Origin of the sequence: Spirosoma rhododendri (assembly GCF_012849055.1) — a bacterium.
Lineage (GTDB): Bacteria > Bacteroidota > Bacteroidia > Cytophagales > Spirosomataceae > Spirosoma > Spirosoma rhododendri.
The window spans coordinates 4,358,336-4,381,661 of the sequence record NZ_CP051677.1; the positions used below are offsets into that span (position 1 = coordinate 4,358,336).

General features: G+C 59.0%; 22 protein-coding genes. 21 read left to right on the plus strand and 1 reads right to left on the minus strand.

Annotation, left to right across the window (positions count from 1 at the left end):
- The first annotated feature begins 42 nt into the window (after positions 1 to 42).
- From HH216_RS18140 to HH216_RS18220, 19 genes are all read left to right on the plus strand, one after another.
- Positions 43 to 831 carry a polysaccharide biosynthesis/export family protein gene (locus tag HH216_RS18140; RefSeq protein WP_169552077.1) on the plus strand — a complete coding sequence of 263 codons (789 nt, stop codon included), beginning with the start codon at positions 43 to 45 and terminating at the stop codon, positions 829 to 831.
- 83 nt (positions 832 to 914) lie between these two features.
- Positions 915 to 3,185: a GumC family protein gene (locus HH216_RS18145; RefSeq protein ID WP_254448501.1), complete on the plus strand. Its 2,271-nt coding sequence runs from the start codon at positions 915 to 917 to the stop codon at positions 3,183 to 3,185.
- A 62-nt stretch (positions 3,186 to 3,247) separates the two neighbouring features.
- Positions 3,248 to 3,943 (plus strand): polysaccharide biosynthesis protein, encoded by a 696-nt coding sequence (locus tag HH216_RS26145; protein WP_254448502.1) that lies wholly within the window; start codon positions 3,248 to 3,250, stop codon positions 3,941 to 3,943.
- Between the two features lie 5 nt (positions 3,944 to 3,948).
- Complete coding sequence (locus tag HH216_RS26150) at positions 3,949 to 4,578, plus strand: polysaccharide biosynthesis protein (RefSeq protein WP_254448503.1); 630 nt, start codon at positions 3,949 to 3,951, stop codon at positions 4,576 to 4,578.
- Between the two features lie 17 nt (positions 4,579 to 4,595).
- The gene (locus tag HH216_RS18155) at positions 4,596 to 5,480 is read left to right on the plus strand and encodes a glycosyltransferase (protein WP_169552079.1); all 885 of its coding nucleotides are present in this window, start codon (positions 4,596 to 4,598) and stop codon (positions 5,478 to 5,480) included.
- A complete protein-coding gene (locus HH216_RS18160; RefSeq protein WP_169552080.1) occupies positions 5,414 to 5,650 on the plus strand; it encodes a hypothetical protein in 237 nt (78 codons plus the stop codon). Before HH216_RS18155 ends, HH216_RS18160 begins: the two co-directional genes overlap by 67 nt.
- A 195-nt stretch (positions 5,651 to 5,845) precedes the next feature.
- The gene (locus HH216_RS18165; protein ID WP_169552081.1) at positions 5,846 to 6,835 is read left to right on the plus strand and encodes a hypothetical protein; all 990 of its coding nucleotides are present in this window, start codon (positions 5,846 to 5,848) and stop codon (positions 6,833 to 6,835) included.
- A 16-nt stretch (positions 6,836 to 6,851) separates the two neighbouring features.
- A complete protein-coding gene (locus tag HH216_RS18170) occupies positions 6,852 to 7,802 on the plus strand; it encodes a glycosyltransferase family 2 protein (RefSeq protein ID WP_169552082.1) in 951 nt (316 codons plus the stop codon).
- Positions 7,803 to 7,828: 26 nt separating this feature from the next.
- Complete coding sequence (locus HH216_RS18175) at positions 7,829 to 8,767, plus strand: glycosyltransferase family protein (protein ID WP_217371870.1); 939 nt, start codon at positions 7,829 to 7,831, stop codon at positions 8,765 to 8,767.
- Positions 8,767 to 9,084, plus strand: a complete 318-nt coding sequence (locus HH216_RS25580; protein ID WP_217371871.1) for a glycosyltransferase — start codon at positions 8,767 to 8,769, stop codon at positions 9,082 to 9,084. Before HH216_RS18175 ends, HH216_RS25580 begins: the two co-directional genes overlap by 1 nt.
- A gap of 19 nt (positions 9,085 to 9,103) precedes the next feature.
- Complete coding sequence (locus HH216_RS18180; protein WP_254448504.1) at positions 9,104 to 10,462, plus strand: hypothetical protein; 1,359 nt, start codon at positions 9,104 to 9,106, stop codon at positions 10,460 to 10,462.
- 3 nt (positions 10,463 to 10,465) lie between these two features.
- Positions 10,466 to 11,620, plus strand: a complete 1,155-nt coding sequence (locus tag HH216_RS18185) for a glycosyltransferase family 4 protein (protein ID WP_169552083.1) — start codon at positions 10,466 to 10,468, stop codon at positions 11,618 to 11,620.
- Positions 11,620 to 12,282, plus strand: a complete 663-nt coding sequence (locus tag HH216_RS18190; protein WP_169552084.1) for an acyltransferase — start codon at positions 11,620 to 11,622, stop codon at positions 12,280 to 12,282. The genes HH216_RS18185 and HH216_RS18190 overlap by 1 nt, the downstream gene beginning before the upstream one ends.
- Before the next feature lie 13 nt (positions 12,283 to 12,295).
- Entirely contained in the window at positions 12,296 to 13,510 is a 1,215-nt protein-coding gene (locus HH216_RS18195) for a glycosyltransferase (RefSeq protein WP_169552085.1), read from the plus strand.
- Positions 13,503 to 14,069 (plus strand): LbetaH domain-containing protein, encoded by a 567-nt coding sequence (locus HH216_RS18200; protein WP_169552086.1) that lies wholly within the window; start codon positions 13,503 to 13,505, stop codon positions 14,067 to 14,069. Before HH216_RS18195 ends, HH216_RS18200 begins: the two co-directional genes overlap by 8 nt.
- Positions 14,070 to 14,112: 43 nt before the next feature.
- Entirely contained in the window at positions 14,113 to 15,123 is a 1,011-nt protein-coding gene (locus HH216_RS18205; RefSeq protein WP_169552087.1) for a glycosyltransferase family 4 protein, read from the plus strand.
- A 48-nt stretch (positions 15,124 to 15,171) separates the two neighbouring features.
- Positions 15,172 to 16,050, plus strand: a complete 879-nt coding sequence (locus HH216_RS18210; protein WP_169552088.1) for a glycosyltransferase family 2 protein — start codon at positions 15,172 to 15,174, stop codon at positions 16,048 to 16,050.
- 9 nt (positions 16,051 to 16,059) lie between these two features.
- Complete coding sequence (locus HH216_RS18215; protein ID WP_169552089.1) at positions 16,060 to 16,461, plus strand: hypothetical protein; 402 nt, start codon at positions 16,060 to 16,062, stop codon at positions 16,459 to 16,461.
- A 65-nt stretch (positions 16,462 to 16,526) separates the two neighbouring features.
- Positions 16,527 to 17,795: a glycosyltransferase family 4 protein gene (locus HH216_RS18220; RefSeq protein ID WP_169552090.1), complete on the plus strand. Its 1,269-nt coding sequence runs from the start codon at positions 16,527 to 16,529 to the stop codon at positions 17,793 to 17,795.
- A gap of 145 nt (positions 17,796 to 17,940) precedes the next feature.
- Here HH216_RS18220 and HH216_RS18225 read toward each other — a convergent pair whose 3' ends face one another.
- The gene (locus tag HH216_RS18225; protein WP_169552091.1) at positions 17,941 to 18,585 is read right to left on the minus strand and encodes a hypothetical protein; all 645 of its coding nucleotides are present in this window, start codon (positions 18,583 to 18,585) and stop codon (positions 17,941 to 17,943) included.
- A 139-nt stretch (positions 18,586 to 18,724) separates the two neighbouring features.
- Here HH216_RS18225 and HH216_RS18230 point away from each other — a divergent pair, with 139 nt between their 5' ends.
- Positions 18,725 to 21,829 (plus strand): PA14 domain-containing protein, encoded by a 3,105-nt coding sequence (locus HH216_RS18230; protein WP_169552092.1) that lies wholly within the window; start codon positions 18,725 to 18,727, stop codon positions 21,827 to 21,829.
- Between the two features lie 409 nt (positions 21,830 to 22,238).
- Positions 22,239 to 23,312, plus strand: a complete 1,074-nt coding sequence (locus HH216_RS18235) for an NAD-dependent epimerase/dehydratase family protein (RefSeq protein WP_169552093.1) — start codon at positions 22,239 to 22,241, stop codon at positions 23,310 to 23,312.
- Positions 23,313 to 23,326 lie beyond the last annotated feature (14 nt).

Here is a 23,326-nt window from a genome sequence, read left to right on the forward strand (position 1 = left end):
TCGCCCGTTGCTCAATCAACTAGTCCACATCATCAGTCGACAATGTATAAGAGTACTTTGTTTTTGCTGCTTATTGCTGTTGCATCAAGCTGTGTTTCCCCCCGTTCGGTCACCTATTTTCAGGGTAGCAAAGCGGTAGACAGTGCAAAAGTATCGCAGTTATTGCCCATTACCCCACCTAAAGTAACGATTCAGACCGGAGATCTCCTGGCTATTTTCGTAACGAGTACCAGCGCGGAATCGAATACGCTGTTCAATTTTCAAAACGTAAACCCCATCTACACCACCGTACTGCCCGGATCAAGCGCGCAGGGACAGCAGCCACTGGGCTACCTGGTCGACGATACGGGATACGTGACCATGCCACTGATCGGTCGGGTACAGGTTGATGGCTTATCGATCAAGGAAGCGAGTGCGCTGCTGACGAAAAAAGCGGGTGAATTTCTGCGCGACCCCGTCGTAACGATCCGCCAGCTGAACCACCGCATTACCGTGCTGGGCGAAGTAAACCGGCCGGGTGTGTTTAACCTGCCAAACAACGAAACGACCTTACCCGAATTAATGGGTATGGCCGGTGACCTGACAATTTTTGGTCGGCGCGACAATGTCATGCTGCTTCGGGTGAACAACGGAAAACGGGAAGTAATCCGGCTCGATCTAACCGATCGTCGTATCCTGAATTCGCCTTATTTCTTCGTTCAGAACAATGACGTTCTGTATGTAGAAGCCCGTAAAGGCCGCCTGACGGCTTCAGATCGCACGGTTCAGCTGTTGCCCGTCTACGTCGGCGTAGCCACAGCCCTGTTTTTCCTGATCAACCTCCTCCGGTAGAATCGAAGTCGATTCTGCCCGTTTAGAGCCACACGAAATATATGATCGATTCAGCCTATTCAGAAGTTAAAAAGCCCGTGAACATGCGCGCGTTTTTAGCTAAGTACACCCGAAACTGGTACTGGTTTGCGCTGGCGATAGTCGTATCGCTGGCAGGTGCTTATTTCTACCTGCGCTACACGCCCCCGGTCTACCAGGTGAGTTCAGTGCTGCTGATTCAGAAGGAATCGAAAGACCCGACGGATGCTGAAATTATTGCCACCCAGAAAGGGCCAGCGTCGGAGAAGATTATCGAAAACGAAATCGAGGTAATCAAGTCCAGAAACCTGATCCGCCGGGTCGTCGACGAGCTGAACCTGTCGGTGGCTTACTTTCAGCCGGGAGCGGTGCGGAAGCAGGAAGAAGTCTATACAAAGTCGCCCATCGCCGTTGTTATTCAGGATTCGCTCGCGCCGGAAGCCTACACCACACCGCTACAGATTCAGGTGCTGAACCGCAACCAGTTTGAGCTTCAGGAAGGCGAAGGCAGCCCAGCCGCCCGGTATTCGTTCGACCAGCCGGTGAAGCGTTCGTTCGGCACGTTCCGGGTTCGGCTCACCAACCCAACCGGTAGCCTCGACACGCGGCCCGTTGCTGTCACGTTTTCTGACCCGGAGGAAGTAGCTCAGTCCATTCAGACGTCGCTGAAGGCGGAGCTGGTCAACCAAAAAGGAACCACCCTGAAGCTGAGCATGGAAACCACGCTGCCCGACCGGGGAAAAGCGATTCTGGGCAGGCTGATGAACGATTATGCTCTTTCGCTGGCCAACGATCGGAGTCAGGAAGTAAACAGCGCACTGGCGCTGATCGACGAGCGGCTCCGGCTTATCACGGGTGAGCTGAACAGCGTCGAGAAAAACGTTGAATCGTACAAGTCAGGACAGGGTATCACGGATTTGAGCACCGAGGGCAATCTGGTTTTTGAGGCCGCCAAGGCCAACGACGCCAAGATGAATGACATTCAGTTTCAGGTTCAAACCCTCGATGGCGTCGAAAAATACCTAAAGAGCAATGGTAGCGGAGTAGCTCCGGCCGTTGCTTCGATCAATGACCCGATGCTGACCGGCCTGCTGACCAAACTCGGCGACTTGCAGGGTGAGCAGGAAAAATACAACCGCACGACGCAGCCGGGCAACCCCTTCCGCCAGACGGTTGAAGCACAGGTGCAGAACACCCGGAAAGCTATCGACGAGTACGTGGTCAACGAACGGCAGAACCTACAGGTGATGCAAAACAACCTGAAAGCCCGCAGCAACCAGCTGACTTCGTCGCTCCGTACGATTCCACGCAAGGAGCGGGAGTTTCTGACCATCAAGCGGCAGCAGGCAATCAAGGAAAATCTGTATCTCCTGCTGTTGCAGAAGCGTGAGGAAGCCACGATTGCCCATGCGTCGAAATCGCAGGACAGCCGGGTGATGGACAAACCCTACGCGTCGCCACGCCCGGTGAAGCCCAGCACCAGCGGGGTGTATCTGCTGGCTTTGTTTGCGGGTCTGCTAATCCCGGCCGGGTTCATTGAAGCCCGCAGTGCAGCGAGTGACAAAGTAAAGTCGAAGCGGGATATTGAAACGGAAGCCAAAGTACCCGTGTTCGCCGAGATCGTTCGGAAACCAAAAGGGCAGCGTACCAACCTCGTTGACCTGTCGACCCCTTCGATTATCGCCGAGCAGTTCCGGATGCTGCGCGCCAACCTACAGTACGCGGCCGGACCCGGTCAGTCGTCAGCAGGACGGGTAATTCTGGTCACGTCGTCGGTAAGTGGTGAGGGCAAAAGCTTTATCAGCGTCAACCTGGCACTCAGCCTGGCTACGCTGAATAAGAAGGTAGTTGTGCTGGAACTGGATCTGCGGAAGCCCCAGATCGCTCAGTACCTCGGCATGGACTGGACGAAGTCAGGGCTGTCGGATTTCCTGACGGGTCAACCAATGGCCGATTCGCTGGTGCGCCAGTCTGTCGTTAATCCAAACCTGTACGTGATCCCCAGCGGCCCTATCCCGGCCAACCCAACCGAACTGCTGTCGAACGGGCGTATCGACTCGCTGATCGCCAGCCTGCGTCAGGAGTACGACTTCATCATCATGGACACGCCACCGGTGAGTATGCTGGCTGATGCCAGTCTGCTGAGTGAGTACGCCGATACGACGTTCTACGTGGTTCGCCACGAGTACACCCCCCGCAACTACATGCGCCTGCTGTCTGACCTCCACGACAGTCAGCGTTTCCCGTCGCTGAACGTCATCGTCAACGCCGTCAATTACCCCAACGGCGAAGATTTTGGCTACGGCTACGCCTACGCCAGCAGCAAAGCCTACTGATCACCAGTTGGCCGCAGAGTCGGTCAAGTTACTCCCCCCGTACACAAGACTAGTACTCACGTATGAAAGAGACGATTTCCCGGTTACGTACGAATCCAGCTTATGCCCGGCTGATGGGTATGGCCCGGCTGGCGTCGGTAACGGGACTGGCGCAGATATCTGTACAGGCCATCAGCTTCTTCAGCGGCATCCTGGTCATACGGATGCTGTCGACGCAGGAGTATGCCATGTACACGCTGACCAACACGATGCTCGGAACGATGCTTCTGCTGGCCGACGGCGGTATCTCTACGGGAGTTATGGCGCAGGGTGGCCGGGTCTGGCAGGACCGCGCCCGGCTGGGTTCCGTGCTGGCAACGGGTATGGAGCTGCGCCGGAAATTTGCGGTCGGTAGCCTGCTGCTCGCCCTGCCGGTGCTGATCTACCTGCTGCGGCACCACGAGGCCAGCTGGCTCACAGCCGTATTACTGGTACTGGCACTGGTGCCTGCCTTTTTCACCTCACTGTCGGGTGCGTTGCTGGAAATCGTTCCGAAACTGCGGCAGGAGATTATCCCCATGCAGCGCATTCAGGTCGGCACCTACCTGGGCCGGCTCGCCCTGTTGCTGGTCAGTATCTTTGTTTTTCCGTTTGCCGGTATAGCCGTGCTGGCCGCTGGTTTGCCCCAGATATGGGCCAATCAACGCTTGAAAGTACTTTCCGACCAGTTTGCCGACACCAGTCAGGCCCCGACCCGACGGTACGACGCGAGATTCTGAGTAAAGTGAAGCGGCTGTTGCCCGACGCCCTGTACTACTGCATCTGGTGTCAGTTTGCCGTCTGGCTCGTCTCCATTTACGGTTCTACGGCGGCCGTAGCGCAGCTGGGCGCACTGGGGCGACTGGCAATTACGCTGACCCTGCTGACGACGCTGTTTGCCACGCTGATTCTGCCACGCTTTGCCCGGCAACCCGACAACCGGCAGAATCTGTTTAAAATGTTTATTCGGCTGGAGGCCATGCTGCTGCTGGTTTCAGCCGGTGTTGTGGGACTGACGTTCCTGTTTGCCGATCCGATTCTGTGGGTGCTGGGCCGCGATTACAGCGGTCTAAACACCGAACTGGTACTGATGATGACGGGCAAGTGCCTGGGCTTCGTAGCCTCCTCGCTGTTTCTGCTCTGCACCAGCAAAGGTTGGGTGATCAACCCGGTCGTGTCTATCTCGATCAGCATATTGTCGGTTGCGGCTGGCGTATGGCTGCTCGACATCAGCACCCTGCGCGGCATTTTTATGCTCGACATCGTTACGACGGTTGTTCAACTGGTGATGCATACCACGTATGCGCTCTATTCGATCAACAAAGTCAAAGAAGCTCAGCCCGAACCGGAGTCGGCAAGTCTGGCCGCTTACTAATCCAACAGTTACCGAACATGGCTAGTCCGAAAAAGAACTTACTGATTATTGGCTCATCGCAGGGCGTCTACGGCGGTATCGAAGCGTACATGATTGCGCTGGCCGAAGCCGCATCGGCCTGGCCGGAATACGAAGTAAAACTTTGCTTCAAAATCGTGCAGGGCATGGAAACGGTTGATAATCTGATCAATTCGGCCCGCGCGGCCTGCCCCGACGTGCACTTTGTCCGCCGGGGTAGTCGGCAGTTGTTGTCGCTGATTCGCTGGGCCGACGTGCTGCACGTGCAGAATATGCCGCCCGATATCGTGTTTCCCGCCCGGCTGCTGGGCAAGAAAATATTCCTGACGGTTCATAACCGCCGACTCCCCGAGAGCAACCTGCACAACCTGATCTGGCGCTTTTCGATACAAACGGCCGATCAGCGCTGGTATAACTCCAACTTCGTCTGGAATACGTGGGAGCAAGACAACAAAGCCGCTAACAGCAGCTGCGTACCAACCGTCTGCCGTCTGCCAACAGGCTGGTGCCCCCCGGCCGACCGGAAAGGATTTTTGTTCGTTGGCCGCTGGATCGGCAACAAAGGCATCGAAGAGCTTTTGAAAGCCTACGCACAGAATCAGTTCAACCCCGACGAGTGGCCACTGACGATTCTGGGTGATGGGCCGCTGAAGCCAACCGTGCTGGGGCTTATCGATGAACTGAAGCTAACGGGCGTACGGATGCCGGGCTTCGTCAACGACAACCAGAAAGAGCAGTACATGGCTTCCTCGCGGTGGCTGCTGGCTCCCGCCCGCACGCAGGAAGACCTGGGGCTTACCCCATCGAAGCCCGCAGCGTGGGCGTACCGGCCATTGTCACCCGCGACGGGGGGCTACCCGAAGCCGGTGGACAGGAAGCCCTGATCGCCGAACCGGGCGACGTGGCCGATCTGGCCCGCTGCATGAAGCAGGCCACGCAGATGAGCGACGATGAGTACGCCCGGCGCGCCCTCACCGGCCAGAAAACGCTGAGCAGCTTTCTGAAACCAATGAGTTTCTACCGGAACGCATACGCGGGCAAGCAGCTCGCCTGAGTTCATTACGCCGATACGCTCAACCACACCAACTATGAAAAACTCTACCCGCACGTTAATCGTCATTGCCCCACTGCACCACCCAATGTCTGCGGTGTAAGCGACTACGCCTACCTGACAGCCCAACAGCTACGGGCTCATTACCAGTCGGCATGGCTGGGCGTTAGTCGGGTTCCGTTAAAATCATCGACCGAATTGCTGGACATTCCCGTCGGCAACTGGGCAGATCTACTGATAACCAACGGCACCGCCCCAACGGATTTACTGCTGCATTTTACCCCGGCCAGTTACGCCCGCACGGGCTTACCGATCCGGCTGGTACGGGCCGTCCGCCGTTTCCGAAAATCGAATCCGCTGAATCGGCTGTTTATTCTTGTTCACGAAGCCTGGAGCGACGAACTGGCCATCCGGCCCCACCACCTCGCCCGCAACCGGATGGCCCGATGGTCGGCGGGGCGCATGGGTCAGCTGGCCGATGGTGTAACGGTGATGACCATCGGTCAACAGACGCAGCTTACCCAGCTGCTTGGTGGTCGGCTCGTCGTTAAGATGGGTACGGTGGGCGCCAACGTTCTCCCCTCCGAACCCGAGCAGGGTTTCCTGAGCCAGCGCCAGCCGGGTGTATGGGCTACGTTTGGCATGGCCCACACACGGCTTTGGGCCATGCAGGCTCACAAGGAACTGCTGCAATCACTGTTCGAGCGGGGGCATCTCACAAGTCTGCTGGCCATCGGCCCCGTCGACAATACCTACGCCGATCAGGAAGCGGCCTTTGCCCAACAGGCATTTGGGCCCGGCAAACTGGTTCAGCTGGGCGCGCTCAGCCCTGGCGATGTCTCGAAGCACCTGCTCAGCGTGGAAGCCGCCGTCATCCGGCAGGATGCCGACAGCCTGCCCAAATCGGGGAGTTTTGCGTCGCTGGCGAGCCACGGCGTACCCGTTATCTGCGATGCACCCGACGGACTTGTTCAGCCACCACACGGCGGCTTCTTCCTCCCTCGCGAAGTGATGGCTGATCCGGCACTGCTCCTGAACGACGAGGGCGTTGTTCGCCGACGGCTGCTGCACGACTGGTTCTGGTCGACCCGCAGCTGGCAGACCATCGGCCGCGACATGCACACGTGGATGGCCGGCGCAGACAACCAGCAATCGGCTGCCAACCAGCTTGTTGCCCAATTATACTAATAACGAATCAGAAACTATGTTCACGGTCTCGATAGTTATTCCAACCTACAATCGCCCGGCGCTGCTGGCAGAAGCCATTCGCTCCTGCTTGGATCAGACTTATCCGCCCAGCGAACTGATTGTTGGCGACGACTCGCCCGGCGACGAAAGCCGCCAGGTGGTAGAAGCCATGCAGGTAACTACGTCTATACCCATCCGGCATATTCACAATAAACCGTCGTTGCGGCAGGTAGCCAACGTCAACCGCCTGTTCGACGCAGCTACGGGCGACAAAACAATGCTGCTGCACGACGATGATCTGCTGCTACCGGAAGCCCTCGAAACGCTCGTCAATGTATTTCGGAAGCACGATAAGGTAGCGGTTGCGTTTGGTAAGCAGTACCTGATCGACCAGACGGGCCAAATTGATTACGCATCGTCGGAGATCTTCAACCGCGATTTTTACCGGATTCCGCCGTATGAGGGTGTCAACATGACTCCGTTTGAAGCGGGCATCAGTCAGCAATTTCCCAACAACGGTTACCTGATCGACACGGCAATCATCCGGCAGATTCAGTACACCAACGAGTCGGGTGACGCCTGCGACTTTGATTTCGGCTACCGGATCGGTGCAGCTGGTCACCGGACTTATTTCGTGGACAGCTACCTGGGCAAATACCGGCTGCACAACCAGTCGATTTCCCACAGCAGGGCCAGTAACCCCGCTTACCACGCGTATAAGCTGCTGGTCGAAGCCGCGCCCGAAACGCAGCTGGGGAAGTCGATCCGGGCGATCCGTCTGCGCGAACGCGCACCCATCGCCATCACGGAAGCGTTGCTGATGGGAGACCGTCGGCAAGCTATGTCGATCCTGTTCGGCCCCTGGTACCGGAGCCGACTCCTGACGCCACGGGGTATCAAGCGGGTGCTGCACACGGTGTTCAACATTCGATTCGACCGACCGCAATCGACACCGGCTACCCATTGATTTTCCGTATCTGACTTAGTACGTATATGACCATCGTTCTGACGCATCCTACCGGCAACGCCAACGTCCGGGCCGTACTGGCCGCTCTGCTCGACAGCAACACGCTGCGTGAGTTCAGCACCACGCTGTCCGCCAATCCCGACGCGGCCTGGCTGAAGCTGCTGCCCGGTAGCGTACGCAACGAATGGCTGCGCCGGACGTTTGCCGTTCCGGCCGCGCAGGTACATACGCACCCGATGCGGGAGATGGCCCGGCTGGCACTACCAAAGCTGGGCTTCGGGAAGTCAGTCCACCACGAAACGGGCTGGGCCAGCATCGACGCCGTTTATCAGGATTTCGACAAAACTAACGCCCAGCGGCTCGCCCGGCTGGGTAGTCATTCGGCCGTCAACGCCGTTTACGCCTACGAAGATGGTGCGCTGGCCACGTTTCGGCAGGCGCGGCAGATGGGGCTGAAGTGCATCTACGACCTGCCTATCGCCTACTGGGAAACGGGGCGTCGACTCATGCTCGAAGAAGCCGACCGGCTGCCCGCCTGGGCCGCTACGCTGGGCGGTGGCATTCAGGATTCTGCCGCGAAGCTGGAGCGCAAAACGGAAGAGCTGGAACTGGCCGACGTCGTTGTAGGGCCTGGTTCGTTCGTCATGGATTCAATTCCGGCCTGGGCCGCCAACAAACCGACCATCGTTTCGCCGTTTGGTTCGCCCGTAACGACATCAGCCAACGGCCCGTCGGCCGCTGAGAAATCAGACACGCGCCGACCCCTGCGGGTGCTGTTCGCCGGGTCGATGGGACAGCGCAAAGGGCTGGGCGATCTGTTCGCTGCGATCAAGCTCCTCAACCGGCCCGCCGACCTCGAACTCGTCGTGCTGGGGCATCCGCTGGTACCGATGGAGTTTTACCGGGCCGAACTACCGACGTTTACCTATGAGTCCAGCCGCCCCACGATCAGGTACTGGCGCTGATGCGGACGTGCGACGTGTTCTGCCTGCCGTCGATCGTGGAAGGACGGGCGCTGGTGATGCAGGAAGCCATGAGTCAGGGATTACCGCTGATTATCACGGCCAACACGGGCGGGGCCGATCTGGTGAAGGAAGGCGAGACCGGCTTTCTGGTACCCATCCGTTCCCCACAGGCTATCGCCGAGAAACTCGCCTGGTTTCTCGACAACCGATCGGCCATTCCGGCGATGGGCCAGCAGGCACAGGCGCACGCAGCCACCTACACCTGGAAACGCTACGGCACCACCATCGTTGATGCCCTGCATTCGCTGATTGCCTGATTTTTAGACTGTTTTTACCATGTACACAACCACGTTAGCTACCCAGTCCGCAATACCGCAGCCAGCCTACCGGGCTCCGGGTTTGCCCGTCGTCGAGCTGACCGACACGCGTCGGTGGCTACGCCGGGGTATCTGGCTGTACTTCTGGTTGTTGATTCTGGAGGGGGCCCTGCGTAAGTGGGTGCTGCCGGGGCTGGCAACGCCCCTGCTCATCGTGCGCGACCCGGTGGCCATCTTCCTGATCTTCGAAGCCTGGCGACGTGGTTTTCTGCCCATCAACAAATACCTATTGGGGGTGGTGCTGATCGGTATAATCGGCATCTACACGGCCGTTTTTCTAGGGCATGGCAATCTCGCCGTGGCCTTGTACGGTGCCCGGATTCTGCTGTTTCACTTTCCCCTCATGTTTATCATCGGGGCGGTGTTCAACCGCGACGACGTCGTCAAGCTGGGCAAAACCATTGTCTGGATCACCATTCCGATGGCCATACTCATTGCCATTCAGTTCTACAGCCCACAGTCGGCCTGGGTCAACCGGGGCGTTGGGGGTGATACGGCGGGGGCTGGCTTCGACGGGGCAATGGGTTATTTCCGCCCACCCGGCACGTTTTCGTTCACCAACGGTCTGCACCTGTACTTCGGGCTGGCGGGCATCTTCATCTTTTATTTCTGGCTGAAAGCCGAAGGCATCAACCGACTGGCGCTGCTGGCAGCAACCGCCGGGATGGCGGCAGCGGTGCCTTTTTCCATCAGCCGAAGCCTGCTGCTGTTCGTTGCCATCGACTTTGGCTTTGCCGCCATCGCCATTCTGCGCAACCCGCAGTACGGCAAGCAGATGATCCTGCTGGTCGTCGGTGCGCTGGTCGTCGTCGCCGTACTCAGTCAGTTACCCGTATTGCAAACCCCCATCGAAGCCTTCGTTTCGCGCTTTACCAGCGCCAGCGACGTCGAAGGGGGCGTTTCCGGGTCGCTGGGCGGGCGGTGGCTGGGTGGTATGTTCGAGGCCGTATTAGCCTCGTTCGATCAGCCGTTCTGGGGCTACGGGCAGGGCATGGGCACCAACGCGGGCAGCGTCCTGATCCGGGGCGGGTCGAGCCGCGACTTTCTGATTGCCGAAGGTGAATGGGGCCGAGTTATCGGTGAGCTGGGACCGCTGATGGGTCTGCTGCTGATTCTGATGCGCGTCGGCCTGAGCCTCGACTTCTGCTGGCAGGGCTACCGGCGACTGGCACAGGGCGATTTCCTGCCGTGGATGCAGCTCGGCTACGTATTGATGATGGTGCCCCAGGCGCAGTGGGCCCAACCAGCAGCACTGGGCTTCAGCACCATTATCGGCGGCACGTTTCTGGCGTCGCTCCGTCAACCCAAAACCAACTGATCTATGCGTATCATCTTGATTGGCAACTACCCACCCGACCAGCAGGAAAGCATGGAACGCTTTGCGCAGATGCTGCGGGCGGGCTTCCAGCAGGTCGATCTCGCAACGACCATCTGGCGGCCGGGGGTACTGTTTGGCAAACCGTTCCGCCATACCAAAACGGGTATGGGCAAATGGCTCGGCTACATCGACAAATGGGTGCTGTTTCCGCTGCAACTGCGCTGGCGGGTTAGTCAGCTGACGCGGTCGGGCGAAGCGGTCCGGTTTCACGTCTGCGACCACTCCAACGCGCCGTACCTGGCCCACCTCCCCGCCGATCGTACGGGCGTCACCTGCCACGACGTGCTGGCCATTCGCGGAGCCATGGGCTATGCCGATGCTCATTGCCCTGCGTCGGGCTTTGGCAAGATTCTGCAACGCTGGATTCTGCACTACCTCAGCCGCGCCCGTAACGTCGCCTGCGTCTCGGACCTGACCCGTCGGCAACTCGAAGAACTGGCTGGCACAACGGCGGCTCAGCGGCCGGGCTGGCAGGTTATCCATAACACGTTCAACGGTGACTTCTGGCCGATGGACACGCTGGCTGCCCGGCAGCACCTGCGCGAACAGGGTATTGCGTTGCCCGGTCCGTTTATGCTGCACGTTGGCTCAGACATGCCGCGCAAAAACCGGGCTATGCTGCTGAAGATGGTGGCGCAGGCGGGTACGCGGTGGAACGGAGCTATCTGTTTTGCTGGAGCCGCCATCGACGATTCGCTACGCTCGCTGGCCAACGAACTGGGTCTCACCGACCGGGTAGTATCCGTCGCTGGCCCCGACCACAAGACCCTCGTTGCCCTGTACAGTGCCTGCGACACGTTTGTTTTTCCGTCGTTTTCGGAAGGGTTCGGCTGGCCGCTCATCGAAGCACAGGCCTGCGGAGCCCCGGTTATCGCCAGTGATGTCGAACCGATGCCCGAAGTAAGTGGCGGAACGGCCTTGCACGCCGATCCGACCGATCCGGCGGCTTTCGCACAGGCCCTGCTGACCCTGCAACAGGGTGACAACCGCGCCGACTACCGCCAGCGCGGACTAACCAATGCCGCCCGCTTTGCGCCGGAAGCTATCATGCATGCCTATCTCCGGCTGCACAACCTGACGCCCGTTTCTGTTGCCTGATGCTTAAAAAACTAATCACCTGCCTGTTGCCCTGGTCGCTGCGCCGGCGCGCGCTGAATCGCTGGTTCGGCTACCGCATCGCGCCGACGGCCCGTATCGGCATGGCCTGGATTTTCCCCGATATGCTCGTCATGGATGAGCACAGCTACATCGATCACCTGACGGTGGCTATCAACCTGAGTCGGGTGGAGTTGGGGGCGCACGCTACCATCGGACGGGGCAACTGGATCACGGGTTTCCCGATCAACACCAACTCGGCCCACTTCAGGCATCAGACCAACCGGCAACCCTCGCTTTCGCTGGGCGAGTCGGCTGCGATCACCAAAAATCACCACATCGACTGCACCGATCAGATTCGGATCGGCCGGTTTTCTACCATCGCCGGGTACCAGACCCAACTGCTGACCCATTCGATCGACGTATTTGAAAACCGGCAGAACAGCGCGCCCATTCACATCGGCGACTACACGTTTGTCGGCACCAACTCGGTCGTGCTGGGTGGGGCTACCCTTCCCGACCGGTCTGTGCTGGGAGCCAAGTCGCTGCTGAATAAAGAATACCACGAGGAATGGATGCTTTACGCGGGCGTACCGGCCAAACCGGTGCAGGGCATCCCGTCGAGCGCCCGTTATTTCACCCGCGCCGAGGGTTTTGTCGTATAAAACAACTAGCCGTATGAACATCCTTCACGTCGTTGCCAATATGGACCCGCAGTCGGGTGGCGTATGTCAGGCCATTCGGACCATCGTCGACGGACTGGCCCGGCGGGGGATTCAGAACGAAGTAGCCACGATCGACGCGCCCGACGCGCCGTATCTGGCGCAGTACACGTTTCCGGTCCACGCCCTGGGCCCGGCCGCCAACGGCTGGCACTACAGCGCCCGGCTACTGCCCTGGCTACTCGACAACCTGACCCGGTTCGACACCGTCATTGTACACGGCCTGTGGCTATACCCCAGCCATGCCGTCCGCAAGGCCATGACGCAGCTACGGCAGACGCCATCGGCACAGCTGCCCCGTTTTCTGGTGATGCCCCACGGCATGCTCGACCCGTGGTTCCAGAAAGCCAGCGGTCGACGGATTAAAGCCCTCCGGAACTGGGCGTACTGGAAACTGATCGAAAACAACGTCATCAACGAAGCCGACGGCCTGCTCTTTACCTGCGAGACCGAGCTACTGCTGGCACGGGAGCCGTTCCGCCCCTACCACCCCGCCCGCGAACTGAACGTTGGGCACGGCATCGCCGACGTCCCGGCGTTCGACCCCGCCATGCCGATCGCCTTCCGGGAGCGTTGTCCGGAACTGGCAAACGAGCCGTATCTGCTGTTTCTGAGCCGTATCGACCCTAAAAAAGGCGTCGACCTGCTGGTGAATGCTTATGCTGCCCTCGTGCAGCAACAGGCGTCGCTGCCCAAACTGGTTATTGCCGGGCCGGGCCTTGATTCGGCCTACGGCGATCAGATTCGGCAACAGGTAGCGCAGTCGCCCGCGCTGGCAGGCAGAGTATTGTTTCCGGGGATGCTGACCGGCGATGCTAAATGGGGCGCGTTTTACGGCTGTCAGGCGTTTGTGCTGCCGAGCCATCAGGAAAATTTCGGCATTGCCGTGGTCGAAGCACTCGCCTGCGGAAGCCCGGTGCTGATCTCGAATCAGGTTAATATCTGGCGCGAAATCGACGCGACGGGTGGTGGGCTGGTTGGCCCCGACACGCAGGCCGGTACGCAGCAGTTGCTCGCTGACTGGCTACGGCTGTCGCCCGGCGATCAGCAGCTAATGCGTCAGCGCGCCCGCCAGACCTTTCAGCAGCATTTTTTCATCGACCCGGCCACCGACCGGCTTATCGATGCGCTTGTACTCAACGATCACAAAAGCACTGTTTCGCATGGTTAATCAGGACACATTCACGGGGCCGTCTTTCTCGCTGAAGAATCGCCTGGGCCGATTGGTCTGGGGCGTCGTCGCGGCCCTTTTCTTTCGGCTCTCACCCCGCCCCTTTCACGCGTGGCGTTCGTTTCTGCTGCGCAGCTTCGGGGCAAAGGTGGGCCGGGGTGTGCACGTGTATCCGGGGGTAAAAATCTGGGCACCGTGGAACCTCGATCTGGGCGATGAATGTGGCGTTGCCGACGGGGCTATCCTGTATTCGCTGGCCCGCATCAGCCTGGGCTATCGGACAGTGATTTCGCAGGGAACGCACCTCTGCGCCGGTACGCACGACTACACCCGCCCCGGCTCACCGCTCGTTGCCTACCCGATTCAGGTCGGCGACCTGGCCTGGGTGGCGGCTGAAGCCTTCGTGCATCCGGGCGTAACGATCGGTGAAGGCTGCGTCGTTGGGGCCCGCTCGGTCGTCACGCGCGACATGCCCGCCTGGACGGTCTGCGCCGGGCATCCCTGTAAACCGCTGAAAGAACGGCTTATGGTTGAAGCTTCACCCGTACTCGCTCATTAATAGACAGATATACTACTATCTACATCATTATAATAGCCTTTATATGAATATTACTCATTATTTCAGAAAGCCTATTAACTCGTTTCACTTCAGCATCGAACGTTTGTTCAACGACATCGAACACTCGATAGCCGATGAAACCAACTTCCACTTCGACCGGAAAACGGTACCGCACCACTGCGCGTCGGAGGGGGCTATCAGCAAGAATATTCGCTGGGCGTCGAAGCAAACGGATGAAATCAATCACATCACGGGCGACATCCACTATCTGGCGCTCGGGCTGCCCGGAAAGAATACGATCCTGACGATTCACGACATCAACTTCATAAAGCGTCGGCACCCCGGTTACCTGCTTAAATACTATTCACTGTGGCTCCTGCTCCCGATTCTCCGGGTGAAAGCTGTTACGGTCGTTTCCGAGGAAACCCGGAAAGACGTTGTCAAGCGGGTACCGTTTCTGGCTAAAAAAATCCGGGTCATTCCGAACTTCTATGATCCGCGCTACCAGCCTTACCCCAAACCGTTCAACAAGCAGAAACCGGTGTTACTCCAGATCGGTACCCGCTCTAACAAGAACATCGAAAACCTGATCGAAGCCATTGCGCCCCTCAACTGCAAGCTGGTCATCGTGGGTAAACAGGAAGCTCATCTGCGTGCGCTGCTGACCGAAAAAGGAATCGACTACACCTGGAAAGAGGGCCTCTCCGACGAGGAAGTGCTGGACGAATACCGGCAGTGCGACATTACCTGCTTTGTATCGACGGTTGAGGGGTTTGGTATGCCTATCCTGGAGTCGCAGGCCGTCGGGCGCGCGGTGGTTACCAGCACGACGTCGTCAATGCCCGAGGTAGCGGGTGACGCTGCGGTACTGGTGAATCCATACGACCCGGCCTCCATCCGACAGGGTATCGAATCCATCATCATCAACGACGAATTGCGCGAACAGCTGATCACCAATGGGTTTGCCAACATTAAGCGGTATGAACTGAGCCACATCTCAGCTATGTACAAGGCGCTGTATGAGGAGGTTTACCAGACGGCTAACCGCGCCTGATGACTCAACAACCATCGTTTGTTTTCTACTTATCTGACGAACACGGGTATGATTTCAGTACTGATTCTAACTAAAAACGAAGAAAAAGACCTGCCCGGCTGCCTGAAATCGGTGGCTTGGTGCGATGATATACACGTGTTCGACTCACTGAGCGACGATCAGACCGTTGCCATTGCGGAAGCCGCCGGAGCGCACGTCACCCAGCGCCGGTTCGACAACTGGTCGGCGCACCAGAACTGGGGCCTTGCCAACATCGCTTTCAAGCACCCCTGGGTGTTGTACATCGACGCCGACGAACGCGTGTCCGACAGCCTGTATGAGTCGCTGAAACAGTTTGATCCGAGTCAGTCCGACGCCGTGGCCTACGAGATTCAACGGCGCGACTTCGCCTGGGACGGTACCTGGCTGAAACACGCCCAGATTTCGCCCTACTACCTGCGCCTGTTTCGCCCCGAACGTATGCGGTACGAACGACTGGTAAACCCCGTATCGATACCCGACGGCCCCACCACCCGGCTAACCGGCTTTCTGGATCACTATCCGTTCAGCAAAGGGTTTCGCGCGTGGTGGCAGCGGCACCTCGGCTATGCCGACATGGAAGCGGCTACGCACATGACTAACATGGCGGGTGCAACGACGTTCTCGCTACGCAAAGCGTTGTTCGGCGCCGATTTTACGGAGAAACGCTTTCACCAGAAGGGCCTGTTCTACCAGATGCCCGGTCGGCCGTTTATCAAGTGGCTGTACATGGTCGTCGGACGGCGGGCATTTCTGGACGGTGGAGCGGGGGTTACCTACGCTACGATGCAGGCCATCTACGAATACTTCATCGTGCTGCGTACCCGTGAATTGCAGAAGCAGACAACAACAGCCCCGACGGCTGCCCAGAAAAACCGCTCGCTCGACGTAGTGGGGGCAAACAACTAACCAGTGACTATGCCCAGGTTTTTCCTGTACGGACTGATAGCAGCAGGCATTAGCCTCGTCTTTTTCTTCAGCTGGATACCGCAACCCCGGCTGGAACTGACGGCCCTGCTGCCCGACTGGCTGAGCCGGTGGGCCGATCAGGACGAGAACATGAACCTGCGGACGGCCATCCCCCTGCTGTTTCTGGGGCTGGTTACGGGCATCTGGCTGGTCGTTACCCGGCAGCCGCTACGAAGCTGGGGCATTGCCTGGCTGGGGCTGGTCGGGGTCGTGGGGCTGGCCGAAGCGGGTCAGCTGCTTCAGCCGCTGCGCCACTTCGACTGGGGCGATATTGGCTGGGGAGCAGCCGGGAGCGCGGCCGGTCTGCTGGTAGAGGGGAGTTTTGGGCGGCTACTGGTCACACACCGGTAGCCTACGGAAACAGCCCCGATTGAACGAAACGTATTAACTGGTCATCAGGACGACTACCATTATTTATGGAAAACAAACGTATCTTAATCTACAGTCAGGCATTTGCCCCCGATCACAGCGGCATTCCCATCTACGCATCGGACTTTGCGTTCTATTGTGCCGAAAAAGGCCACGATGTCGACGTAATCACCGGATTTCCGTTTTACCCGCAGTGGAAAAAACGCCCGGAAGATAAAGGCAAACTGTTCGCGACCGACGTCATCAACAACGTCACGATTCACCGGGGCTATCTCTACGTGCCGAGCAATCCATCGACGTTCGGCCGGATTCTGCACGAGCTGTCGCTGGCGTTTTTTGCGCTGATCAACTCCTGCCGGGTCAAGCGCCCCGACGTCATCGTTGTCTTCACGACGCCCGTTATCATTGGCGTACTGGCAGCTTTCATGAACTTGTTCTGGCGTCGGAAGCTGGTTATCAACGTGCAGGACTTTCAGGTTGAAGCGGCTCATTCACTGGGTATGATGAGTGATTCTCCGGTGCTGAAAGCTACCGAAGCGCTGGAAGTCTGGAGCTATAATCAGGCCGATTACGTGTCCAGTATCTCCGACAGTATGCTCGATCTGCTACGCCACCGGAAGCAGTTACCAGCGGAAAAAGTGCTTTCGTGGCCCAACTGGAACCACAGCGACGACAGCACTACCGAACGGCCACCAGCGGGTCTGTTCCGTAAAAAGTACGGCTTCTCACCCGACACGAAACTGATCGGCTACGCGGGTAACATCGGTAAAAAACAGGGCCTCGACGTGATGCTCGATGCCGCCCTGGCTTTTGCCGGCACGCCCAACCTGCATTTTCTCATCATCGGCGAAGGGGCTGATCTGGAGCGACTCAAAGAGTACGCAGCAGCCAAGTCTATCCCAAACGTGACGTTCATGCCGTTTCTAAACCCGGCCGAGTACCTGACGTTTCTGGCCGATGTCGATGCGGTATTCATTGCGCAGGTTAAGGTTGCGTTCGACATCTACTTCCCGTCCAAGCTGCTGGGTATCATGGCGATGGAGCAACTGCTTATCATCAACGCCGATGCCGACTCTGAGCTGTACAAGACAACCAAAAAACACGATCTGGCGCTGGTGAGCGACTACGGCGATATGGATACCCTGCGCCGGCAGATTGGGCTCGTATTGGCTGATGATCCGATCGTAGACCGGCACAAGACGGCGGCTGGTCAGTTTGTGCGTCAGTTCCGGCGCGATGTCGTGCTGTCGCGCATCCTGTCAACCCTCACCGAAACACCCGTAGCTCTACCATCGCTGAAAGAAGCAACCCTGTAATGACTGTGTACGACGTTCCTGCTGCCCGATTCAACACCCTTCGCCTTTCCCGGTGGATTGGCGGTTGCACACGCCTGCTGATTCTCCTCTTCAGCAGTGGTGTGCAGCCGGTTATTGGGCAGCAGGCTCGTCCTATCTCGTTTTCCTATAGCCTGAGCGACTCAGCCACCACTTCGGCCGGGCTGTTTGGCGCTGACTCCACGCTGATAGCTACTCTGTGGTCGGCCCGGCTAACACCCCCGGTACCTTCTCGGCCGCCCTCGCCCCCACCGACCAGACCGGACGCGCCCTGCCCCCCGGCAGCTACCACGTCCGCGTCCTGAGTAGCCGCGTGCGCTACCAGTGGCAGGGCGTGCTGGCCAACTCCTCCACCGCGGCCCGCGTCGCCCCCGCCCGCCAGCACCGCGCCTTCCAGCCCATCCAGGCCATGGCCTTCGCCCCCAACGGCCAGTACGCCTTTGCCGCCCTGGGCTACGCTGAGGGTAACCCCGCCCAGATCAAACTCGACCCCCGCCAGCCCCAGGCCCGCACCGAGCTCTTCGCCAAAGGCACCACCGACCAGGCCTCCCGGCTGGTGGCCACCGACGGGCAGAGCGTCTACTGGGGAGGCTACGAGGGGGTCTCCAACGGGGGGCGCTGGTTTGTCTTTGCCACCAACGCCAGCACCGATGCCGAGGTGAGCTTTGCCAGCGGTCGCTCGCTGCCCATGACCCACGGGCGGACCTACGCGTCGTGCATCGACGTCATCGAGTCGACTGATGGGCGGATGGGGGGCTGGCCGTGCAGGCAAAGGGGCGCTACCTGTTTGTGAGCCACCCGGCCCGGCATGAGCTGCGGGTGTTCGACAAGAGCAGCGGCTCGCTGGTGGCCACCGAGTTTCTCAACGACGGGGGGCGCTGGCCGTCGACGGCCAGGACCGGCTGTGGGTAGTGAACGGGACGACGGTGGTGCGCTACTCGGTGAGCAGTCAGGGTCGGCTGAGCGGGGTGGAGCAGCCGCTGGGTGGGCTGGTAGCCCCCGTGTCGGTGGCGGTGAGTCCGGTCGACGGGACGGTGGCGGTGCTGGAGGGGGGCACTCGTCAGCAGCTGCGTGGCTACCGGGGTAGCGACGGGGCTAGCCAGTGGGTGCGGGGGGTGGCGGGCGGCTACCTGACCGACCCGGTGGTGAGCGATGAGAAGTTTTACGTCACCGACGGGCTGGGGGTTAGTGACGGGGTGTTTGTGAGTTACGGGGCTGACGGCAGCGTGTGGGTTGGCGACGGGGGCAACTACCGGGTGCAGCACTACGGGGCGGGCAGCGGCAGCGGTGGTCCGGGCGGTCTGGTGGACCGGATTCAGTACCAGCCCCACAGCTACAGCAGCCAGGTGGTGGGCGGCAGTGGGGCCCGCCGGGTGCTGGGGGAGTACCTGGAGTACGGGATCGACTACAGCAGGAGTGCAGTAGACGGTTGGCAGCTCGTGCGCAACTGGCGGGGGAGCATCCCGGCGGCTTACTTCAACGAGCGGTCACTGAACTACCTCTTCATCACCGATGTCTTTAAAGCCGTAACGACCCTGAGCAACGGCCGGACGTACGCCCTGCTCAAACAGCCGTCGACCAACCGCTGGGCCGTTGTCGAATTACCTTCCTCGGGGCCGGTTCGGTTTACGGGCCTGTTCCTGCCCGACATGCCCTACTACATAGCCCCCGACGGCTCGCTAAATCAGACAATTAGCTTTCCATCCGGGGTCGGCGGCACGATACGCTGGCAAAAACGCCCGCTGACGGGCTTCGACAGTCAGCACAACCCGATCTGGGGCGACGCGGTCACGACAGCCCGCATCCCGACTATTTCGCCCCTAGACCCGGTCGATTTCACAGGCTTTGGCGGCATGCGCCCCGGCCTGTCGACCACCAATGGTACCATTGTTTCGTTTAACAAAGGAAAACTCAGCAGCGACGGGTCCAACGGGTACGGCTTTCACCTGGGCGGTATCCGGCCCGGCGCAAGTCAGTGGACCTGGCGCACAGCCCCCGCCACATCGAAAGAGTACACCGGCGACTACCCGACCGACGGGGCGTACGACATCGGCAACAACGTCGAATACGGCGGTGGTGATGTCACGGTCAGCGGTCGGCATATTTTCTGGAATTACCACGGCGAATTCTGGAAAAACAGCCAGACTAACAAATGGCACCACGTGTACGAAGATGGACTCGTCGTCGGCAACTTCGGGATAACGGGTCCGGAAGCGGCACAACTGGCCCCCGACCGATCACCCGTGCCGGGGATGGCGGGCAACGTCTTTTACGGTACGGCAGCTGCCGGCCCCGACGGTGCGATTTACATTTACCACGCCGAAGAAGCGGGGCATGGCGGTATTCACCGCTGGCGCGTCGACGGGCTGGAAACCATTCGCGAGCAGTTTATTCCCGTCACGGTATCCGAATCCAGTCAGCAGGGGCTATCCAGTACCTACATGACCGGCGCCGACCTGAACAACGCCAACGCCTACTACACCCGCATCGATACGGTGCCGGTGCTGCCCGCTGCGTCGACCGGTGTGCAGGCCCGCGCGCAGCAGGGCGTGTCGTCCGTACGCTGGCAGGGTTTTGTGGTGCCACCAGGAGCGGGTCCGTATACCTTTTACGTGACGGCCGACAAGGGCGTCCGGCTGTGGGTCGACAACACCCTGCTCATCGACCAGCCGGGAGCCAGCCAGTCGACTACGCATCAACAGCTGATAACGCTGGACGCCGGAACGCGCTACCCGATCCGGCTGGAAAGCTTCGGCGGCACTCAGCTTACCCTGAGCTGGTCGGCCCCGAATCTGGCCCGGCAACCCATCAGCAGCAAGTACCTGATACCCGCCGTCGATCCGAACACGCTTCCCGGCCTGAATCTGCTGGACGGCCTGTCTGCGGGTACGTCGCTGGTCAACGGGCTGTACGGCTGGCAGCGAAGCCCGGCACAGGAAGACCTGACCGACTACAATAACAAGTACTGGTCATTACGAACGAATGTCAAGACTTACGACCGGTTCCAGGCGACGGATCTGAATATCCGGTTTCGGCAGGCGAAGGCCGTTCATACCGTTACCCGCAGCCTGGGCGATTCAACGAAAGCGAACGAGGGCTGGCGACTGACGGGGGTTATCAACCAGGAAGATTCGTTCTTTAACATCGACGAAGGGCGCAACAAAGCCGGTGGCGTCTACTTCGATGTACTTGACGACGCAGGCCGGTTGCTGGTTCGGTTCAACAATCAGGTTACCCTTAAAGGATCGCCCACGGGCCGGCTATTCATCAACAACAAGCTAATTGCGCAGGGCGATTATAACTACGCGCTGACGCCGGTCGTTCACCGCAATCAGCCCATCGACATCAGCGTCAGCAACGGGCAGGTAACGATCAAATACGGCCCCTACCCGCCCGTTACGGCTCCGCTGGCCGACGAGGGCGGCAACTGGCGAAAGCCCCGGCAGATCCGGCTGTACTTCTGGGGTGATGGGTACAATGTCAATCGGGTAATGAACCTGCAAAATCTGCGTTTCTTCGCAGACTTGGGGACAACGCAGATCAACCTCCTGGCCGACGATGAGCGCGATCAGCTGGCGGCCACCCTGTCGGCCGGGGCGGCTACTATCCTGGTCAGCACCGACGGAGGCCCTTTCGTGCCCTACACGACCCCGATTCAGGTTGGCGACGTTGAACGGCCGGCGGGTTACTGGCGGTTTCAGCTGGCAACCACTTCAGCGGCAGCCGGTCAGATTGTCTACAGCCCGGCGTTTACGACCCGCCCGGAAAACCCGCACCTGACACTTTCGCCAAATCCAACCAGTGAGTGGCTGACAATCGGGCATCCGTCCGTGGTCGGCGACTGCACAATCCGGTTGTACGCGGCTGACGGGAGACTTGTGCAGCAGTGGACACCGACAACGGGTACCGCAACAACGACGGCCGACGTGCATAATCTGCCACCGGGCGTTTACGTCGTACGATTCGAGCAGAATGAACAACGGCTGAGCGCACGGTTAGTAGTGAACAGCATATGACCATTACTTAATGAAGAAGCCACCAGACCGCCCAGACGAACAGACAGAAGCCAACCACAAGTATGATGGTCCAGGGACCGGGAATGAACTGGTAGAATTTTGATCTATTCACAACGACTTTAAAAGTAACAAAAAACACACCGGACAGACGTTACAGCCCTGTTTTTCTAATTGTTGTTGGATAGACTACGATGGAACGTACGAAGACCAATTGATTGGCACCCGGAATCGACTGTCAATTACCAGCTTGTAATACTAGTTTGCTCAATCCGATTTTACAAATACGTGCTGACAAACCCGAACTCGTCATTATAAAACGGTACCCCTACCCTAGTCATAACTGATGCCCCAGCACGGCAGCGAATTCATTAACAACCAATCCAGTTTATTCACTAATCAGACGATACACATGAATATTGCATTAGTTACCGGCTCAGGTGGCCTCATTGGCAGCGAAGCCGTTTCGTTCTTCGCCGATAAGTTCGACCTCATCATCGGCATCGACAACAACATGCGCCAGTACTTCTTCGGACCTGAAGCTTCTACCCAGTGGAATCAGGACCGGCTGGCCAGTGACTTCGCTACCTACGAACACCACACCGCCGACATCCGCGAGGTAAGCCAGCTGGAACCCATCTTCCAGAAGTACGGCACCGACATCAAGCTCGTGCTCCACACGGCCGCTCAGCCCTCCCACGACTGGGCCGCCCGTGAGCCCTTCACCGACTTCGGGGTCAACGCCGTTGGTACGCTCAACATGCTGGAGATGACCCGCCTGCACGCGCCCCAGGCCGTTTTCGTCTTTACCTCGACCAACAAAGTCTACGGCGACAACCCCAACTTCCTGCCCCTGATCGAGACCGAGACGCGCTGGGAAATCGACACCAACCACCCCTACTACAAAAACGGCATCGACGAGTACATGAGTCTAGACCACACCAAGCACTCGGTCTTCGGAGCCAGTAAAGTGGCGGCTGACATCATGGTGCAGGAGTACGGCCGCTATTTCGGCATGAACACGGGCGTCTTCCGGGGCGGCTGTCTGACGGGCCCCAACCATTCGGGGGCGCAGCTGCACGGCTTCCTGAGCTATCTGATGAAGTGCGCCATTACCGGCACCCAGTACACCATCTTCGGCTACAAGGGCAAGCAGGTGCGCGACAACATTCACAGCTGGGATCTGGTGAACATGTTCTGGCATTTCTACCAGAACCCGCGTCCGGGCGAAGTCTACAATGCGGGTGGTGGCCGGTACGCCAACTGCTCGATGCTGGAAGCGATGGCGCTGTGCGAAGAGATTTCGGGCAATAAGATGAACTACCAGTATTCGGAGACCAACCGCAGTGGCGACCATATCTGGTACATTTCGGATCTGAGCCGCTTCAAGGAGCACTACCCGACCTGGGACTGGACCTACGATCTGCGCAGCACGATGACCCAGATCCACGACAGCATGATCGAGCGGCTGGCCGTAACGCAGTAAGCAAACTAGCAGAA

Coding starts and splice junctions, on each gene's coding strand:
- HH216_RS18140 (WP_169552077.1), top strand. CDS start 43: ATGTATAAGAGTACTTTGTTTTTGCTGCTTATTGCTGTTGCATCAAGC.
- HH216_RS18145 (WP_254448501.1), top strand. CDS start 915: ATGCGCGCGTTTTTAGCTAAGTACACCCGAAACTGGTACTGGTTTGCG.
- HH216_RS26145 (WP_254448502.1), top strand. CDS start 3,248: ATGAAAGAGACGATTTCCCGGTTACGTACGAATCCAGCTTATGCCCGG.
- HH216_RS18155 (WP_169552079.1), top strand. CDS start 4,596: ATGGCTAGTCCGAAAAAGAACTTACTGATTATTGGCTCATCGCAGGGC.
- HH216_RS18170 (WP_169552082.1), top strand. CDS start 6,852: ATGTTCACGGTCTCGATAGTTATTCCAACCTACAATCGCCCGGCGCTG.
- HH216_RS18175 (WP_217371870.1), top strand. CDS start 7,829: ATGACCATCGTTCTGACGCATCCTACCGGCAACGCCAACGTCCGGGCC.
- HH216_RS25580 (WP_217371871.1), top strand. CDS start 8,767: ATGCGGACGTGCGACGTGTTCTGCCTGCCGTCGATCGTGGAAGGACGG.
- HH216_RS18180 (WP_254448504.1), top strand. CDS start 9,104: ATGTACACAACCACGTTAGCTACCCAGTCCGCAATACCGCAGCCAGCC.
- HH216_RS18185 (WP_169552083.1), top strand. CDS start 10,466: ATGCGTATCATCTTGATTGGCAACTACCCACCCGACCAGCAGGAAAGC.
- HH216_RS18190 (WP_169552084.1), top strand. CDS start 11,620: ATGCTTAAAAAACTAATCACCTGCCTGTTGCCCTGGTCGCTGCGCCGG.
- HH216_RS18195 (WP_169552085.1), top strand. CDS start 12,296: ATGAACATCCTTCACGTCGTTGCCAATATGGACCCGCAGTCGGGTGGC.
- HH216_RS18200 (WP_169552086.1), top strand. CDS start 13,503: ATGGTTAATCAGGACACATTCACGGGGCCGTCTTTCTCGCTGAAGAAT.
- HH216_RS18205 (WP_169552087.1), top strand. CDS start 14,113: ATGAATATTACTCATTATTTCAGAAAGCCTATTAACTCGTTTCACTTC.
- HH216_RS18210 (WP_169552088.1), top strand. CDS start 15,172: ATGATTTCAGTACTGATTCTAACTAAAAACGAAGAAAAAGACCTGCCC.
- HH216_RS18215 (WP_169552089.1), top strand. CDS start 16,060: ATGCCCAGGTTTTTCCTGTACGGACTGATAGCAGCAGGCATTAGCCTC.
- HH216_RS18220 (WP_169552090.1), top strand. CDS start 16,527: ATGGAAAACAAACGTATCTTAATCTACAGTCAGGCATTTGCCCCCGAT.
- HH216_RS18235 (WP_169552093.1), top strand. CDS start 22,239: ATGAATATTGCATTAGTTACCGGCTCAGGTGGCCTCATTGGCAGCGAA.